Origin of the sequence: Paramagnetospirillum kuznetsovii (assembly GCF_003284725.1) — a bacterium.
GTDB lineage: Bacteria > Pseudomonadota > Alphaproteobacteria > Rhodospirillales > Magnetospirillaceae > Phaeospirillum > Phaeospirillum kuznetsovii.
In genome coordinates, this window is sequence record NZ_PGTO01000009.1 from 133,252 (window position 1) to 151,049 (window position 17,798).

The following is a 17,798-nucleotide window of genomic DNA, read 5'->3' on the forward strand; positions in this document are numbered from 1 at the left end:
ATGGCTTAGGAAATCGGCCGGAGCATGCTCCGGCCGATTTTGATTCAGATAATGGACAACAGGCGACGATCCATCAGCGAGATCAATTCGGCCGGAGCCATGGGACGGGCCACCAGGAAGCCCTGGACCTGATCGCAGCCCTTCTGGTGGAGGAACATGGCCTGGGCCACGGTCTCGACACCTTCGGCCACCGCCTTCAGCTTGAGCGAGTGGGCGAGGTTGATGATGGTGCCGACGATTTCGGCGGCGTCCTCTGCGTCGGGTATGTCGGTGACGAAGGTTCTGTCGATCTTCAGGGCATCCAGCGGCATGCGGCTGAGATAGCTGAGGCTGGAATAGCCGGTGCCGAAGTCATCGACCGAAACCTTGACGCCGATGGCGCGAAGATCGCGCAGGACGCTGGCGACTTCGTCGACTCTCTGCATCAGAAGGGATTCGGTGATTTCCAGTTCCAGATTGTGGGGTTCCAAGCCCGAGGTGGCCAAGGTCTCGGCCACAATTTCCGCCACATCGCAGTCGCGGAATTGCCGCGGCGACACATTCACCGAGACGCAAAGCGGAGGCAGCCCCTTGCCGCGCCACTCCATGGCTTGGCGGCATGCCTCGCGCAGAACCCAGGTGCCGATGGTGGAAATCAGGCCAAGGCTTTCGGCCATGGGAATGAAATCGTTGGGTGCGATGGCGCCCAACGTCGGGTGCTGCCAGCGGATCAGCGCTTCGACACCGGTCAGTTGGCCGCTCTCCATGTCCACCTTGCCCTGATAGACGAGGCGGAATTCCGACCGGTCGACGGCCCGTCGCAATTCGCTTTCCAGGGACAGCAGTTCCATGGAGCGGGCATTCATGGCGGGGGCGTAAAGTTGGAAAGCGTCGCGGCCGCCGTCCTTGGCCCTGTACATGGCGGTCTCGGCCCGCTGGATCAGCGCCTCCAGGTCGCCGCCATCGTCGGGAAACACGGCGCCGCCGACGCTGGCGGTGACGAACAGATCCCGTCCGTCCACTTCGAACGGAGTCCGAATCATGGAGACCGCCCGCTCGGCGAATTTGGCGACGGCGTCGATATCGGTTGCCTGGGGCAAGATCATGGCGAATTCATCGCCGCCGATGCGGGCGACCGTGTCGCCTTCGCGCACGCAAGACGTCAGACGGCTTGCGATCTCCACCAGAACACCGTCACCGGCGGCATGTCCCAAACTGTCGTTGATGCGCTTGAACAGGTCCAGGTCGAACAGCAGCAAGGCGACCTTGTCGCTGGTTCGCCGGGCGGTGGCCATGGCGACGCCGAGCCGGTCGATGAACAGTCGGCGATTGGGCAGGGCGGTGACCTGATCGTAATAGGCCGGATTGCTCGCAAGGTCGCCGCTCCAGTCGCGCTCGGCCTCCTGGCGCGCCGAGGCCAGGGAAATGCCGACCCGGGTCAGACTCTCGATCTGATCGATGAAGTCGAGGTTCTGGTATATGCGGCAGAACAACTCTTCGGGAATGAACGGCTTGTTGATGAAGTCGCTGGCGCCGCTTTTCATGAAGCGGGCGGAAAGGACATTACTGCCATAGGCGGATATGCCGATGATGACCATCTTGTCGCGGGATCGGGTCTTGCGGATATCCTCGGTCAGGCGACAACCGTCCATGCCGTCCATGTGATAGTCGATGATGGCCAGCCTGATTTCAGGATGGGCCGCCAAGACCTTCAAAGCCTCTTCGCCGCCATTGGCTTCGACGACCTTGAAGTTGTGGTTTTGCAGCAAGCGGGTGAACTGCATGCGCGAGGTCTTGGAATCATCGACAACCAGGACCGTGGCCGAGGCGTTGGTGGATAGGCGTCGCAGCATGGCCAGGACGTATTCGATGCTGCCGGGATTGTTCTTGGTGACGTAATCGACCACGTTCCTGGACAACACCATTTCGCGCATGTCGTCATTGAAGTCGCCGGTGAACACGATCACGGGAATATTGTTGGCCGAGACGTCGTCGACCACTTCGCCTTCGTTGCTGTCGGGCAGGTGAAGGTCCACCAGCGCCGCGAAGAAGCTCCCTTTGTGCTCCTTGAGAGCGAGGCGCGCGTCGGCCCGGCTTGCCGCCAGCACCATGCGGAATCCCAAGCGGTCCTCGATGGCCTTGCGTAGCACCGAGGCGAAGAATTTGCTGTCCTCGACCACGAGAACATTCATCATTATCGCCATCTCCCCGCCCAAGCCGCCATCGGAGGCATACTTGCAGGGTATGCCGTTGGCTGGAAACGCTATACCGTTATGGCGGCATATTCAAACCCCCTCGTCAGAGACGGGCTTGTCATCGTTTTGACCTGCCGTCATTCTGGTAACCCATTTCTCAGCGGGTGCCATGGACTCTTCAACGGATTTTCCGGAAATGATGGACACCCACCAGGTGGCCAGATATCTGCGCGTCAAGGAGCGTAAGGTTTACGACCTGCTCAAGGAGCGGCGCATTCCCTGTACTCGTGTCACGGGCAAATGGCTGTTTCCCAAGACTGAAATCGATGCGTGGCTGAAGCGCAACAGTGCTTCGGCATCCGGCACGCAAAAGGCGGGGCCTGCCGCCATGGTGGTGGCCGGCAGCCATGATCCCTTGCTGGAATGGGCCTTGCGCGAGGCGGGTGGCGGCCTGGCGGTTCTGCCGGGCAGTTCGTCCGATGGTCTGGCGCGCATTGCGGCGGGCGAGGCGGTGATGGCCGGAATTCATTTGCTGGACGCGGACTCGGGCGAGTTCAATGTGCCCCAGGCGCGTCAGGCGCTGGCGGATCACAATGTGGTTCTCATTGAATGGGCGTGGCGGCGCCAGGGGCTTGTGGTCGCCACCGGCAATCCGCTGGGAATCACCTCCATTGCCGATTTGGCGAAGTTGAAGGCGCGGGTCGTGCTGCGCCAGGAGGGCGCCGGAAGCAGGGTTCTGTTCGAACGATTGTTGGCCGACGCCGAATTGAACGGTGAGGACATTCGGACAGTCTCGGCGCCGGTCCGCAGCGAGACCGATGTGGGCCTCGCCATTCTCGAAGGCGTGGCCGATGCGGGGCTGGCGGTGGAATCCGTCGCCAACAGCCTTCGGCTGGGCTTCATTCCCCTGTGCAAAGAGCGGTTCGATTTGGCCATTGATCGCCAGGCCTATTTCGAACCGGCCGTCCAAACATTGCTGGCCTTCGCCCGGACCGCTGAATTCGTCGGTCGGGCAGAGGCACTGGGCGGCTACGATGTTACGGGCACCGGCGCTATCCGCTGGAATGCCCGATAATGTGCCATGGATCCGTAGAATTGAAGTATTAGGCGGCGGGGCGGTCGGCGTGTAGACTTCCCCAGGGCGGAAGATCAAGGGGATAGAAGGCGACGACGTGCGACGCGAACCGTGCAGCCGTATAATCAATGTCTTGTGGGACGTGGAGTCCTGAATGCCGTTTCCTCGGCAAACCCCGGAGGATGGATGGACGGACGAGATCGCCCTCGGTCTCGGGTCTTTTCCGGCGGCCCGTCGGTTGGCCTTGCGCTATACCGCCCTGGCCATTCTGGCCTGGACTCTTCTGTTGGGAGGGTCGCTGTGGTGGAATGTGGAGCAGCAGGAATCCATCGCCTTCGGACTTGCCCTGAATAGCGCGCGGTCCGCGTTCGACAAGGATGTGGCTTACCGCGCCTGGGCGTCTGGCCATGGCGGCGTCTATGTGGACCCCACCGAAAAAACGCCGCCAAGTCCATGGATGGCCCATCTTCCCGACCGGGATCTCGTGACCACCGAGGGCCGCCAGCTGACCTTGATGAATCCCGCCTATATGCTGCGCGAGATGATGCAGGATTACGGCGATCTCTATGGCATCAAGGGCCGCATCGTCGGCATCGTCTATCTCAACCCCAACAATGAGGCGGACTCCTGGGAGGCGGACGCCATCCGCGCCTTCGAGACCGGCAAGGAAGCGGAACGGCTGGCCGTCTCCGATATCGACGGGCAGTCCTATCTGCGCCTGATCAAGCCCTTCATCATGGAGCAGAGCTGCCAGAAATGCCACGGACACCTTGGATTTGCCAACGGATCCGTGCGCGGCGGCATCGGGGTTTCGGTTCCCATGGCGCCCTATAAGAATGCCGAGCGCGATGCCGTTCGTTCGGTGACGGCATCCCATGGCGGATTATGGCTGCTGGGGTTGGCGGGCATCCTGACCATAGGGCGCCGGTCGGCGTCGCGCCTGGTGGACAAGGCGATGGCCGAGGAAGAAAACCGCCTTGCCGCCCATGTGTTCCGCTATGCCTTGGAAGCAACCATCATCACCGACGGCCGAGGTCGCATTCTCCGGGTTAATCCGGTCTTCACCGAATTGACCGGATTTGCCGCCGACGAGGTGATTGGCGGCAATCCCAGGATTTTGCGCTCGGACCATCATGACGAGGCGTTCTATCGCGAGATGTGGCACTCCATCAGCACCACCGGCCGTTGGCAGGGCGAGATATGGAACCGGCGTCGCGACGGCAGCATCTTCGTGGCCTGGGAAAGTATCGTCGCGGTCAAGGGCGACGACGGCGAGGTGCGCTATTTCATCGGCAGTTTCAGCGACATCACCGAGCAGGTGGAGGCGCAGCGCCATATCTTGCATCTCGCTCATTACGACATGCTGACCGGATTGCCCAATCGGGTGTTGTTCCAGGATCGTCTGGAGCGGGCGGTCGTTCATGCCTTGCGCCATGACCGACAGGCGGCGTTGCTGTTCATCGATCTGGATGGGTTCAAGAAGGTCAACGACACCATGGGGCACCGGGCCGGCGACGACCTTCTCAAGGAAGTGGCCAAGCGGCTGTGCCACTGCGTGCGGATGACCGATACCGTCGCCCGCCTGGGCGGCGATGAATTCACCATCATCCTCGACGAGATCGTGTCACCCGGCGACGCCGCCATGATCGCGGATAAGATATTGGCCGAGTTGGCGCTGCCCGTCGTGATCGATGGTCGCGAGGTCTTTGTCGGAGCCAGCATCGGAATCAGTGTCTATCCCGAGGACGGCAAGAGTGGCGAGGATCTGCTGAAACATGCCGATACCGCCATGTATCAGGCCAAGGCGGCGGGCAAGGGGCGGCACAATTTCTACTCGGCGGAAATGACCCAGCGCGAGGAACGGCGCCTGGAAATGGAATCGGCACTGCGATTGGCGGTGGAAGAGGCTCAATTCGATGTCCACTACCAGCCCAAGGCCTGCCTGCGGAGCGGCGTCATCACCGGATTCGAGGCCCTGGCCCGCTGGACCCATCCCACCTTTGGTCCGGTATCGCCGGCCGACTTCATTCCGCTGGCCGAGGAAATTCATTTGGTCGAGCGTATCGACATGCTGGTGCTGCGCAAGGCCTGCCGCCAGGGCAGGGTCTGGCTGGATTCCGGGCATCAATTGAGCATGGCGGTGAATTTGTCGGGGGGCGATTTCCGCGACGGCGACCTTGCCCAGAAGGTGGCGCAAGTGCTCGCCGAGACTCATTTTCCCGCCGATCGGCTGGAACTCGAGATCACCGAGACCTTCGTGCTCGACCTGGGGGAACGCCAGCGCGAGGTGCTCGACTCCCTCAAGCGCCTCGGCATCCGCCTTGCCATCGACGATTTCGGCACCGGCTATTCCTCGCTCAGCTATTTGAAGCGGCTGCCGGTGGACACCTTGAAGATCGACCGCTCCTTCGTTCGCGATCTGGCGCGGGATTCCCGTGACATGATGCTGGTGGGCAGCATCATCGGCATCGCGCATAGCCTGGGATTGAAGGTGGTCGCGGAAGGCATCGAGGAATCCGATCAGCAGATCATCCTGCTCACCCAGGAATGCGACGAGATGCAGGGCTATTTACTGGCCAAGCCCATGCCCGCCGATCAGGTCAAGATCTTCCTGATGGAGCATGCCGCCGTCAGCAAGGAAACCTTATGAGCGACGGGCATCCTCGATTTTCAGAGGCATTGCGCGTCTGGCTCAAGATCGGCCTGCTCAGCTTCGGAGGCCCCGCCGCCCAGATCGCCACCATGCACCGCATCTTGGTGGAAGAGAGGCGATGGGTCAGCGAGACCCGGTTTCTCCATGCCCTGAACTACTGCATGCTGCTGCCGGGACCGGAGGCCCAGCAACTGGCCACCTATATCGGCTGGCTGCTGCATCGCGGTTTGGGCGGCGTTGTCGCCGGAACCCTGTTCGTCTTGCCGGGCTTCCTGGTGATGATGGTGCTGGCCGGACTTTACGCCGGGTTCCATCAGGTTCCGTTGGTGGACGGCCTGTTCTACGGCATCAAGCCCGCGGTATTGGCGGTGGTGATCGAGGCGTTGCTGCGCATCGGCAAGCGGGCGTTGAAGCATCGGATCTTCCACGGGATCGCTGCCGCCGCCTTCGTCGGCATATTTTTTCTGGGGGTGCCGTTCCCCTTGATCGTGCTTGCCGCCGGATTGATGGGATTCCTGGCCGCCAGGGCCGGGCATCCCGCATTCCGGCCCAAGGCCGACAAGCCGGAGGAGAGCGGTGCCGCCGACCGCGCCATCGAGAGCGGCGCCGAACACACCAAGCCCAATCTGGGCCGCTCGCTGAGGGTGGCGGTCGTCTGTCTCGTCCTTTGGCTGGCGCCGCTGGCGGCTTTCATGGGCTGGGGCGAGGGCGCCTTCGCCGCCATCGGGCTGTTCTTCAGCAAGCTGGCGGTGGTGACCTTCGGTGGCGCCTATGCCGTGCTGGCCTATGTGGCGCAAGAGGCGGTGGAGGTTCACGGCTGGCTGAGGCCTGGCGAGATGCTCGATGGATTGGGGCTGGCGGAAACCACGCCGGGGCCGCTGATCCTGGTCAATCAGTTCGTCGGCTTTCTGGCCGGGTTTCGCAACCCGGGGGTTTTAGGGCCCTGGCTGGGCGGCGCGGTCGGCGCCACATTGACGGTGTGGGTGACCTTCACGCCGTGTTTCTTGTGGATCCTGGCCGGCGCTCCCTATGTGGAGGCGCTGCGCGGCAACAAGGCGCTGTCGGGCGCTCTGGCGGCCATTACCGCCGCCGTGGTCGGCGTGATCTTCAATCTGGCCGCGTGGTTCGCGCTGCATGTCCTGTTCGGCCGCATCGCGGAAAGCCGGGTCGGTGTCCTGCACCTCACCGTTCCCGATCCCGCCAGCCTGGACCCGCTGGCCCTGGTCCTGGCGGCGGCGGCCGGTCTGGCCATGCTGCGCTTCCATCTGGGCATGATTGCCACCCTGGCCGCCTGCGGTTCGGTGGGCGTGGTTTGGCGCCTACTTCTTCTTCCGTAGGGCGGCGGCGGGGCGCAGTTCGTCCACGGTCAGCTGGCGGCCCAACTGATCTTCCAAATGGGGCAGCAGCTGCGGAAAGAACTTGAGCGGCGCCAGCAGCGCTATGGCGGCGGCGGTGCCCTTGTTCTCGTCGCCGACATCGCGCCGACATCGCAGCAGCACCGAGGACACCAGCCAGTCGTCCCAATCGTCCTGGTCGTGCCCCTTGGGAGGTGGCAAACCGGCGAAGCGACTTAGCATCTCCATCATTTCCTGCCGCGACATCTCCGCGACGGTCTTGGACTTTCCTGTCATGCCCCGGTCACCCAAAAGACAACTTCCCCATGCCGGATTCTACTCCACCCCACGTCGGCGGCAAACTGTTTCACTCAGGTTGCAGGCGTCCGCCGTCCCAACAGCGCAGCAATCGCCATCCCAGCAGCGCCGAACCTGCCGAAAGCGCAGCCATGGCGAGAAACGACCCTCCTCCAAATTGCTCATAGAGATAGCCGCTGGCGGGGGTCATGAGGCCGGGGGCCAGCCCCACCGACAGCGCCGCATAGACGCCTTGGGCCCTGACCGACAAGGACGGGGGAACGGCGCGGGCGATGAAATGCATGGCCCCCAGATGGGCGCAGCCGAAGGTGGCGGCATGCAGCAATTGCGCCAGCGCCACCATGGCCGGGTCGGCGGTGAGGCCGAGGACGCTCCAGCGAACGGCGCCGCCCAATGCGGCCGCAAGCAGCAATCGCGCCGGGCCAAGGCGACCGACCACCCGGCTGCTGAAGGCGAACAGCAGCACCTCGGCGATCACGCCTTCCGACCACAGGATTCCGATGGCGGCGTCGGACAGGCCCGCCGCCTTCCAATGCAGGGTGGCGAAGGCGTAATAGACCGTGTGGGCGGACTGGTTGAACGCCGCCGTCAGCAGGAACAGCAGGAAGATGCCCGACTTCAGCAGGGGGCGAACCGGCGGCGGCGGCGTGTCCTGGATCGGCACGCGGGCATCGGGCAGCGCGGCGCAACTGACCGCCGTCAGCGCCAGCATGCCGGAAATCAGCCAGGGCAACACGCTGACTGGCCAATGGGTGAGGGCGCGACCCACCAAGACCGCCGACAAGATGAAGGCCAATGATCCCCATAGTCTGACCCTGCCATAGTCCAAGGATCGGCTGTGGGTGACCATCAGCGCCAGGGAATCGCCCACCGGCATCAGTCCGGTAAAGGGGAAGATGGCGACCACCGTGATCACCAGGATGGGAAGGAAGCCCTGGCTGAACGGAAACAGCAGCCACAGCAGGGCGGCCGCCATGCTGAGAATCAGCATGGGGCGCTTGCGGTCGCCGCGATGATCGACCCAATGGCCGACGGTGGGATTGGCGATCAGACGGGTCAGATAACCGACGGCCACCAGAATGCCGATTTCCGATGGAGCGAGGCCGCGATCGGCCAACCATAGCGGCCAAAACGGAATATGGATGCCCACGGCGGCGAAGATGGCGCCATAGAACCCGGCCAGACGCCATGCCACGAAGCGTCCGGTCATAGCCGCGTCAGCATGAGTCCGCGCCGTCCAAGGGACTGAAGGCAATCCTCGGACGCCAGAAAGCGATACTCCACCTCGCGCTGATCGGTCAGCCATTCGCAGGCCCGCAGCGCCTCGTCCACTTCGCCGGGATGGCACATGACCAGGGTGCTGGGCTTGGGCGATTCGGTGAACCGGCGGAACAGCTCGTCATAGCCGATCTTGCCGGAAAAGTCGTAGACGCCCCTAAAGCTCAGGTTGTGGCGGGCGCCCGCCGCCTTCAGCCGCTGCCGCAGCCCGATGCCCAGCAGGGCGATGATGCAGGCCCGTACCGGATCGACGCCACGCGCCAGGATGGAAAGCGGGCTTTCCCAGCACGACCGCACCCAGCCGTTCCCGGATTTCAGTCGGCGGGTCCAGAGATCCATCACCACGTCGCGCACCACGGGCAGTTGGTGGACATGATGATGGCCGTCGAGAAAATCCGGCGCGCGGCCCATGGCGGCCTCGAAGGCGTCCACCTGGCGTTCGAGTTCGGCGGCGATTTCTGCTTGGTTCAGGCGGCCGAGCAGGCTTCGCTTGACCATGGCGCCCACCGGCGGCAGACGGCCGTCCGGCGCCAGTTCAGGCATGGCGCCCAGCGGCCGGTGGTCGGTCAAGGTGAGGTGGACGCCGAATTCCGCCTTGCCTTCCAACGGCTTCAGCAAGAGGGCCTCGGCGGGCCAATGGGCGCTGCCGGTCATGCAGCCGGTGGCTTGCAGCCGCCCGGATTCGATCAGGGCGCGGATGGCGCGGCCAAGACCGGGGGCAAGGCCGTAATCATCGGCGCAAAGTGTCAGGGAAGGTGCTAGCATGGCGTCAAGATAGGCGCGGCCACGGGGGTGCGCAAGGCGGCTTCATTCACAGTGACGCGCTAAATGTGGCGAAATGTGATGTCCGTCCTCTGGAAATAGCCGGATCGATCCCAATATGGCACTGGTTAAGGATGATGTGACCGCTCATTCCGCTGCTGGGAAAAAGAGTTCCATGGACATGGCCGCACCTCCGGAAAGAAGGCGGCGACCGCGCGGGAAGGGGATGACCCTACAGGTCAATATCGTCACCGCCTTCGCCACCTTGCTGACCGCCATCATCCTTGCGCTGGTGAGCTTCGCCTATGTCAAGAATGCTGGATCGGTCCTTGATCTGACCGAACGATTCGTCGAGCGCGTCGCGGTCTCGGGGATCAACAGCACCGTGGCGCTGCTCGACCCCGTGGCCACCCATGTGGAGGCCAGCGCCAAGCTGGCGGCCGTCGATGAGGGCAGGGCGCGCGATGGATCGCTGTTTCCCTATCTGATGACCTTGTTGGACAACACGCCGCAACTGCAAAGCATCTATTTCGCCTTCGAGACCGATGGGCTGTTTCTGCAGGCGTTTCCCATTCCGCCGGGGACGGCGAAATTCGGCGCCAACGACAACGCGCCGCCCGCCGGTGCCGAATATGCCCTGCGGGTGGTGGATCACAAGGGCGGCGGCTATTCCGACGTCTGGACCTATGTGAAGCGTGACGGCACCGTGCTGGGGTCCGAGACCTCCAACACCCTCAATTACGACCATCGCACTCGGGGCTGGTACAAGGAGGTCGTCGCCAAGCGAGGCCTGATCTGGACCGATCTGGTGGTGTTCACCAGCAACCGCCAGCCCGGCATCGCCGCGGCCTATCCCATCATCACCAAGGACGGCAGGGTGATCGGGGCCACGGCGGCCAACATCTCCACCAAGCAGATGTCGGACTTCCTGGCTGGCTTGAATCTCGGCAAGAGTGGCATCGGTCTTATCGTCGACGAGACCAACCAACTGATCGCCTATCCCGATTCGACCAAGGCGGTGCGCCAGGACGGCTTGGCGCTATCCCTGGTCAAGGCCCAGGAACTCAAGGACGCCCGGATCAGCGATGCCTTCGCCGCCTACCGCGCCAATCCGGCCAAGATCGTTCGGTTCGTGTCGGAAAGGCGCGCCTTCCTTGCCTCCTTCAGCGAATTGCCCGCCGAATTCGGCAAGAAATGGCTGTTGGGCGTCATCGTCCTGGAAGACGATTTCGTCGGCGTGCTGAAGGAAAACACCCGCGACATCGTGGTGATCGGCTTGCTGTTGATGGTGATGGGGATGGTCGGCATGACCGTTCTGTCGCGTTGGATTTCCAAACCTCTGGCCAGCCTGACCGGCGAAATCCGCAAGATCCAGAAATTCGACCTGGAAGGGCCGATCGCCATCTATGCCCTGGTGCGCGAGGTCAACGAGGTCATCGATTCGCTCAACATGATGAAGCGGGCCTTGCGCACCTTCGGCAAATTCGTTCCCCGTGATCTGGTCCGCGATCTGGTGGCCAGCGGCCGTCCCATCGAACTGGGCGGGCATGACCGCACCCTGACGGTGATGTTCACCGATATCGCCGATTTCACCGGCCTGTCCGAACGCATGGAGGCGGGCGAGCTCTTGGTCCACGTCTCCCGTCACCTGGACGCCATTGCGTCCTGCATCGGCCAAGAAGACGGCACCGTCGATAAATATATCGGCGATGCGGTGATGGCGTTCTGGGGGGCTCCCAATTGGTGCGAGGATCACGCCCTGCGGGCCTGTTCCGCCGCCTTGCGGGCCAAGAAGATTCAGTTGGCGCTGAATGCCGAATGGGCCGCCCATGATCTGCCCACCATGTTCGTCCGCATCGGCCTGCACACCGCCAATGTCATTGTTGGCAATATCGGTTCAGACCAGCGCATGAGCTATACGGCGGTGGGCGACGGCGTCAATGTGGCCTCCCGGCTGGAGGGGGTCAACAAGCTCTACGGTACCCAGATTTGCGTCAGCAAGGCGGTGCTGACCGCCGCCGGTGAGTCGGTCTTGGCCCGTCCGCTGGACATGGTGGCGGTCAAGGGGCGCGTCGCCGGGGAAATGATCTATGAACTGATGGCGCTGCGTCATGGGCCGACCGAGCTGCTGGCCACCGCCGAGGAACTTGAGCTTTGTCGGGCGACCGAGGCGGCCTTTAATGCCTATGCCGCCCGCCAGTGGGACGTCGCCATGGCGAACTACACCCGGCTGGCCGAGCTGGCCCCGGCCGATAAACTGCCCGGCATCTTTATCGCCCGCTGCCGCCACTACATGGCGGAACCGCCGCCCACGGATTGGAACGGCGTCCACCACATGCAGTCGAAATAGACGCTCAGCGCCAACCTTCGTCGCTGAGGGCGCCGCGCATCTTCATGTCCACATCGACGATATGGCTCATCAGCCAATGATTGAGAAAGGCGGCCATCTCGTCGGCGGCCTTGCCGAGATCGCCGAACTGGCCCGCCTCGAACTTGGCGATGTAATCGGCCAGGGTCTTCCTCAGCGCATCGTGCTGGCGCTTGTTCTCGGCGAGGCCGGGATATTTGGCGATGGCCTGGATATATTCCTCGCGGGCGAAGTGATCATGGGCATAGAGCTGCAACCGCTCCAAGGTGATCTGGATGGAGCGCGGCGTAACGGATTTCGGCGACTTGACCATGGTCTCGAAGTCGCCGACGAGGCCGATCAGTTCCTTGTGATCCGCGTCGATCTCGATATTGCCGACCTTAAGGGCGTCGTCCCAAGCGATGGACATTTGATCCTCCCAAAGCGTTTTTTATTGTTCCGCCGACAGTGTAGCAGCCGGGCGGGCCGCTGTCTCAGTCCAGGGCGGCCGAGGGCAGGGTCATGGTGAAACGGCCGCCGCCGCCGGGGCGGTTGTCTGCTTCCAGCGAGCCGCCGTGGTCGCGGACGATGCCGTAGGATATCCACAAGCCCAGCCCGGTTCCCTTTCCCACCGGCTTGGTGGTGAAGAAGGGGTCGAACACCCGGGTCAGAATGTCGTCGGCGATCCCCGCGCCGTTATCCTCGACGGTCAGTACCACATGGCCCGCGTTGACGCTGCCGCTGACGGAAATATGGCCGCCGGGCCGCCCCGCCACGGCGTCGAGGGCGTTTTCCACCAGATTGACGATGACCTGATGCAATTGTCCGGCATTGCCGCGCACCGGAAGCTTTTCCGCCAGTTCCACCCCCACGGCCGTATTGCCGCGATTGCCCGAGGCCGACCATTGCACCGCCTTGCCCGCCACCTCGGCGAGATCGAAGCTTTCCGGGCCGCCCGCGCTGGAAAAGGACAGACGTTTCAGGCTGCGCACGATTTCGGCCACCCGCTGGGCACCCTCGGCGGTGCCTTCGATCAGGGCCGGCAGGTCCGACAAGGTGGCGTCGATACGCAACTCCGTGCGCAGTTTTTCGCGCATGGCCTCGGAACAGCCGCCATGGATGGCGTCCAGATAGGTGCCGATGCGTTCCGAGTATTTGGACAGCGCATGGACATTGCCGTAGACGAAACTGATCGGGTTGTTGAGCTCGTGGGCGACGCCCGCGATCAGGCGGCCCAGTGACGCCATCTTTTCCTGCTGCACCAGTTGCGCCTGGGCTTGCTTCAGGGCCTCGTAGGCGCGGCGCAATTCGCCGACCGGCCGTCCGGTCAGCACGATGCCTGCGGGCAGGCCGCGATGGTCCAGCCGGGTGGCGCAGTTGAGCGCCACCGGCTCGGTCTGGCCGCCGTCGGCCGAATGGAAGCGGACCTCGCGGTCGGCGCCGCTGCCGGAATCGATCCAACTGCACAGCCGCAGGGTTTCGATGTCGCCGACCAGCAGGTCTTCCAGCGGCCGTTCGAACAGATCCACCTCGGCATGGCCGGTCAGGCGCAGGAAGGCGAGATTGACCTGCAGGATCTGGCCGCGCTGATCGCAGACGATCAGAATGTCGGAGACGGCGGACAGCACCGAATTGATGAAGCGCTGGGCTTCCTCCAAGGCGGTGTTCTTTTCCTCCAGTTCCACTTCGTAGGAGATGAGATCGGAGTAGACCTCCTCCATCTTGCGGATGACCTCGATCCAGGCGGTTTCCTGGGCCGAGGCGGTATCGGGTTCGGCGGCTCCGGCGAAGTCATAGGCGGAAGACGGGCGGGGGTCGGCATAGGTCGCCATGTCAGGCGCCCTTTTCCAGGCCATAGCGGCGCAGCTTGGCCCTAAGACCGACGCGCGACAGGCCCAATTCATCGGCGACCCGGCTGATATTGCCGTGATGACGGCCCATGGCCTCGGCGATGATGCGGGATTCCAGCGCCTCCACCTGGTCCTTCAGGCTTTCCGGGCGGCCGAGATCGCCGATGGAGCGTCCGGCGGGGCAGGCGCGGGCGCGGATGCGGGGACTGATCAGACCGGCGCCGAGCAGGGCATCGTCGGCCAGCGCCACCATGCGCTGGATCTCGTTCTGCAATTCGCGGACATTGCCGGGCCAGTCATAGGCAGCCATCAGCGCCATGGTCTCTGGCGCGAAGTTTAGGTTGGGGCGGCGGAAACCCTTGCGGGTCTCGGCCAGCAGCCGCTCGGCCAGCAGCGGCACGTCCATGGGGCGTTCGCGCAAGGGCGGCAGATGCACGGGGAAGGCGGCAAGGCGATAAAAGAGATCGCGGCGGAAATGCTTGTCGCGGACGTCGTCTTCCAGATTGCGGTTGGTGGCCGCGATGACGCGCACATCCACCTTGCGGGTCAGTCGGGCGCCCAGCGGCCGGATCTCGCCTTCTTGCAGCACGCGCAGCAGCTTGACCTGGAAGGCGGGGGAGGTCTCGCCGATCTCGTCGAGGAAGATGGTGCCGCCGCTGGCCTGTTCGAACAATCCGATCCGGTCCTCGTAGGCACCGGTGAAGGCGCCCTTCTTGCAGCCGAACAGTTCGGATTCCAGCAACTGATCGGGCAGGGCGCCACAGTTCTCGACCACGAAGGGCTTGTTGCCCCTTGGGCTGGCGTAATGGATGGCGCGGGCCAGCAGTTCCTTGCCGGTACCCGATTCGCCGGTGATCAGCACCGAGATGTCGAAGGACGACACGCGGCGCGCCATGTCGATGACTTCGGCCAGGGGCGAGTCGGGCGCATGGGTGATGCCGTCGAAATGGTGGTGGCGTTTCAGGGTGCCGGTCTTGCCCGCGATCACCTTTTCCAGCATGGCCGGGGCGACCTTGAGGTCGAGGCTTGCCTGGGCGCTTTCCTGCTGCAATTGGAACAGCTTCAGCGCGCCGCGCAGGGTCTCCACCAGTTCGGCGGGTTCCCATGGCTTGGTGATGTAGCGGTAGATTCCGGCTTCGTTGACGCCTGCGATGATGTCCTCGGCGTCGGAATAGCCCGAGATGATCATGCGCACCGGATCGGGCCAGCGGGCTCGCACCGTCTTGAGGAAATCAACGCCCTGGGTGCCCGGCATGCGCTGATCGCACAAGATGGCATGGACCATCTCCTGCTCCAGCACCGCTTCCGCGTCTTCGGCGGTCGATGCGGTCAAGACCTGGAATTCGTCCGACAGCACGCGGCGCAGCGCCTCTTGCGACTGCTTCTCGTCGTCCACCACCAAGATGATCGGAAGATTGGTCATGGTCGACATTGTTCGCGGGAATGGGCGGCCGGTCAACACCGACGCTTGGCCTGACGGGCAATTGGCGGGATAGTGCTCTCCGGTCTATAGGAGGCACCCATGGACGGTTTGATGGCCGAGATCAGGCAGACCCATGTGGCCAGGAATACCCTGGCCCTGTGGTTCCTGGGACAGAACGGCTGGATGGTGAAGTCGCCGGGCGGAACGGTGCTCGCCATCGATCCCTATCTGTCGGATTCATGCAATCCCTCTCGCCGAGGCTTGAATCTGGCGCGCCAGGTGCCGCTGCCCCTGGCGCCCGAGGCGCTGGAGGCCGACATGCTGGTCTGCACCCATTCCCACAAGGACCATGCCGACCCGGACACCTTGTGCTCCTGTGCCCGCTCGGGGCGGGTCAAGGCCTTCCTCGGGCCGGGCGATACCCAGGTGGTGTTCGAGGATGCGGGAATCGCCGCCAGTGATTGTGAATTGTCCTGGCCCAATCGGGGCACCGAGGTCGGCGATATTAGCCTGACCGGCACCTTCGCCCTGCCCACCGATCCCGGCGACCTGACCCATATGGGCTTCATCGTCCAGGCGGGAAGTGGCCCGAAGCTTTGGATCACCGGCGATACCGCGTGGTGCGATCTGCTGGCCGAGGCCGGGCTGAAGCATCTGCCCGATGCCGTCTGCCTGCCCATCAATGGCGGCTACGCCAATCTGTCCCATTGGCAGGCGGCGGAACTGGTGCGCCGCGTCGATCCCGCGCAGGCGATCCCCTGTCACTGGGACATGTTCGCCGACAATTCCTGTTCGCCCCACATGTTCGAGGCGTCGTTGACCGTCAAGGGCATGCGGGAGAAATACCGCGAGCCGGTTCACGGCCAGAAGATGGTGATCGAGAAAAGGTAATGCCAAACGGAAATTGGGCCACAGATGAACACAGATCCCCGCTTTGCGGGACACAAATAAGATAGTTACTCAATATATCTGTGTTTATCTGTGGCTAAAATTCCTGAAGGCTAGGTTTGGCGGAACGGCCCGTCCTTCATCTGATCGTCGATGTCCTCGGCGATCAGCGGGCGTTCGTGATCGAGGAAATGGGCAACCGCCTGGTTTAATCCGGCATCGGCGATCCAATGGGCGCTGTAGGTGGGGGTGGGCAGATAGCCGCGGCTGACCTTGTGCTCGCCCTGGGCACCGGCTTCGACCCTTGCCAGCTTATGCGCGATGGCGAAGTCGATGGCGCGATAGTAGCAGGCCTCGAAATGCAGGAAGTCCCGGTGCGGCCCGGCGCCCCAGGTGCGGCCGTACAGGGTGTCGGCCCCCAGCATGTTGAAGGCGGCGCCCAGCGGCTGGCCGTCGCCCTCGGCCCAGACCAGCACCACCTTGTCGGCGACCGGCGTGGCCGACAGCGCCTCGAAGAAGGCGCGGTTCACATAGGCCTTGCCCCATTTGCGATCCACCACGTCCTGATAGAAGCGGTGAAAAACATCCCAATGGCGAGGCTTGATATCGTCCCCAACCAATGTGGTGATGGCGATGTTCTGGCGGGCGACGGCGTCGCGCTCCTTGCGGATGGCCTTGCGCTTGCGCGATGACAGGGCGGCCAGGAAATCGTCGAAGCAGCCATAGAAGTCATTGGTCCAGTGGTATTGGCTGCCCAGACGCTGCAAGAAGCCCACGTCGGCCAATTCCCCATACTCGGCCTCGGTGGGGAAGGTGACATGCACCGAACTGGCCCCGATCTGGCGGGCCAGGGTGACCATGGCCGAGGCCAGCATCCGGCGCAGCCGCGCCGCGTCCTCGCCAGGGCGGATCAGCAATCGTGGGCCGGTCACCGGCGTGAAGGGAACGGCGCATTGCAGCTTTGGATAATAGCGGCCGCCCGCCCGCTGATACGCCTCGGCCCAGCCCCAGTCGAAGACGTATTCGCCGTAGGAATGGCTTTTCAGATAGAGCGGCGCCACCGCCAGCAAACGCCCGTCGCCCGAACGGATGGACAGATGGCGGGGCAGCCAGCCGGTGGCCGAGCAAGCGCTTCCCGATTGCTCCAAGGCATTCAGGAAGGCATGGCTCACGAAGGGATTGTCGGCTCCGGCGCAAGCGTCCCATTCGGCCGCCGGGATTTCTCCCAAGGCGGCATGGGCGGTTATCGTTGGGTGGTCGGCTCCGTCCGGCATGCAGCAAAGATGAGGATTGCCGAGGCCGATTCCAAGAAGCTTCTCGCGCCTTGCATCAGACAGGGACGGCGTTGGTCGGCCAAGCGGGAACCCGCAGCCAGCCGAACCGGGCCGTCTTGATGAAGGTGTCCGACCAATGAGGCGCCGCCAGCGAGACCACCTGGCCATATGGGCTGTTGGAGTGCTGGTGGGCCAGTTCTTCCAGCGCGGGGGTGATCAGGGTGTGCTGGGTGATGACGGTCGCGGGCACTGGGGTGGCGGACGAGATGCTCATGATGGCGGTTCCTTGTTCAGGAGGGCATTTGGCGGTCCCGGTGGCGAGGCCGAGGAACCCAAGCCCTTATGTTAGAGGCTGACCGGAAATTAAGTTGAGTGATTTCAGTGCGTTGTGATTCTGTCTGGTTGCGAATCAAGACGGAGCC

14 protein-coding genes are annotated in these 17,798 nt (G+C 63.3%); 5 read left to right on the forward strand and 9 right to left on the reverse strand.

The window, feature by feature from the left end:
• Positions 1-44: 44 nt before the first annotated feature.
• Complete coding sequence (locus CU669_RS12970; RefSeq protein ID WP_161539663.1) at positions 45-2,174, reverse strand: EAL domain-containing protein; 2,130 nt, start codon at positions 2,172-2,174, stop codon at positions 45-47.
• Positions 2,175-2,370: 196 nt separating this feature from the next.
• Here CU669_RS12970 and CU669_RS12975 point away from each other — a divergent pair, with 196 nt between their 5' ends.
• The 3 genes from CU669_RS12975 to chrA all read left to right on the forward strand — a co-directional run bounded on the left by CU669_RS12975 (position 2,371) and on the right by chrA (position 7,239).
• Entirely contained in the window at positions 2,371-3,249 is an 879-nt protein-coding gene (locus tag CU669_RS12975; RefSeq protein ID WP_239988706.1) for a substrate-binding domain-containing protein, read from the forward strand.
• Between the two features lie 154 nt (positions 3,250-3,403).
• Positions 3,404-5,899, forward strand: coding sequence for an EAL domain-containing protein (locus CU669_RS12980; protein ID WP_112145340.1), 2,496 nt, complete (start codon positions 3,404-3,406; stop codon positions 5,897-5,899).
• Entirely contained in the window at positions 5,896-7,239 is a 1,344-nt protein-coding gene (gene chrA / locus CU669_RS12985; protein WP_112145342.1) for a chromate efflux transporter, read from the forward strand. Before CU669_RS12980 ends, chrA begins: the two co-directional genes overlap by 4 nt.
• Here the strand turns inward: chrA and CU669_RS12990 are convergent.
• From CU669_RS12990 to CU669_RS13000, 3 genes are all read right to left on the reverse strand, one after another.
• Positions 7,222-7,533 (reverse strand): acyltransferase, encoded by a 312-nt coding sequence (locus tag CU669_RS12990; RefSeq protein WP_239988707.1) that lies wholly within the window; start codon positions 7,531-7,533, stop codon positions 7,222-7,224. The two genes, chrA and CU669_RS12990, sit on opposite strands and share 18 nt — an antisense overlap.
• Before the next feature lie 70 nt (positions 7,534-7,603).
• On the reverse strand, positions 7,604-8,764 hold the full coding sequence (locus tag CU669_RS12995) for a 3-phenylpropionate MFS transporter (RefSeq protein WP_112145344.1): 1,161 nt from the start codon (positions 8,762-8,764) through the stop codon (positions 7,604-7,606).
• Positions 8,761-9,597, reverse strand: a complete 837-nt coding sequence (locus tag CU669_RS13000) for a ChbG/HpnK family deacetylase (RefSeq protein WP_112145346.1) — start codon at positions 9,595-9,597, stop codon at positions 8,761-8,763. The genes CU669_RS12995 and CU669_RS13000 overlap by 4 nt, the downstream gene beginning before the upstream one ends.
• A gap of 223 nt (positions 9,598-9,820) precedes the next feature.
• Here CU669_RS13000 and CU669_RS13005 point away from each other — a divergent pair, with 223 nt between their 5' ends.
• Complete coding sequence (locus CU669_RS13005; protein ID WP_239988708.1) at positions 9,821-11,944, forward strand: adenylate/guanylate cyclase domain-containing protein; 2,124 nt, start codon at positions 9,821-9,823, stop codon at positions 11,942-11,944.
• A 4-nt stretch (positions 11,945-11,948) separates the two neighbouring features.
• On the opposite strand, the gene CU669_RS13010 is transcribed toward CU669_RS13005, so the two are convergent.
• The 3 genes from CU669_RS13010 to CU669_RS13020 form a co-directional block, all read right to left on the reverse strand.
• Positions 11,949-12,371 (reverse strand): bacteriohemerythrin, encoded by a 423-nt coding sequence (locus CU669_RS13010; RefSeq protein WP_112145350.1) that lies wholly within the window; start codon positions 12,369-12,371, stop codon positions 11,949-11,951.
• A gap of 64 nt (positions 12,372-12,435) precedes the next feature.
• Complete coding sequence (locus CU669_RS13015; protein ID WP_112145352.1) at positions 12,436-13,773, reverse strand: sensor histidine kinase; 1,338 nt, start codon at positions 13,771-13,773, stop codon at positions 12,436-12,438.
• Between the two features lies 1 nt (position 13,774).
• Positions 13,775-15,214 (reverse strand): sigma-54-dependent transcriptional regulator, encoded by a 1,440-nt coding sequence (locus CU669_RS13020; protein WP_112145389.1) that lies wholly within the window; start codon positions 15,212-15,214, stop codon positions 13,775-13,777.
• A 99-nt stretch (positions 15,215-15,313) separates the two neighbouring features.
• Here CU669_RS13020 and CU669_RS13025 point away from each other — a divergent pair, with 99 nt between their 5' ends.
• Positions 15,314-16,105, forward strand: coding sequence for an MBL fold metallo-hydrolase (locus tag CU669_RS13025; RefSeq protein WP_112145354.1), 792 nt, complete (start codon positions 15,314-15,316; stop codon positions 16,103-16,105).
• A 110-nt stretch (positions 16,106-16,215) separates the two neighbouring features.
• Here the strand turns inward: CU669_RS13025 and CU669_RS13030 are convergent, their stop codons facing one another.
• Together CU669_RS13030 and CU669_RS13035 are read right to left on the reverse strand one after the other, a co-directional pair.
• Positions 16,216-17,376 (reverse strand): GNAT family N-acetyltransferase, encoded by a 1,161-nt coding sequence (locus tag CU669_RS13030; protein ID WP_112145356.1) that lies wholly within the window; start codon positions 17,374-17,376, stop codon positions 16,216-16,218.
• 55 nt (positions 17,377-17,431) lie between these two features.
• Positions 17,432-17,650: a hypothetical protein gene (locus CU669_RS13035; protein WP_112145358.1), complete on the reverse strand. Its 219-nt coding sequence runs from the start codon at positions 17,648-17,650 to the stop codon at positions 17,432-17,434.
• Positions 17,651-17,798 lie beyond the last annotated feature (148 nt).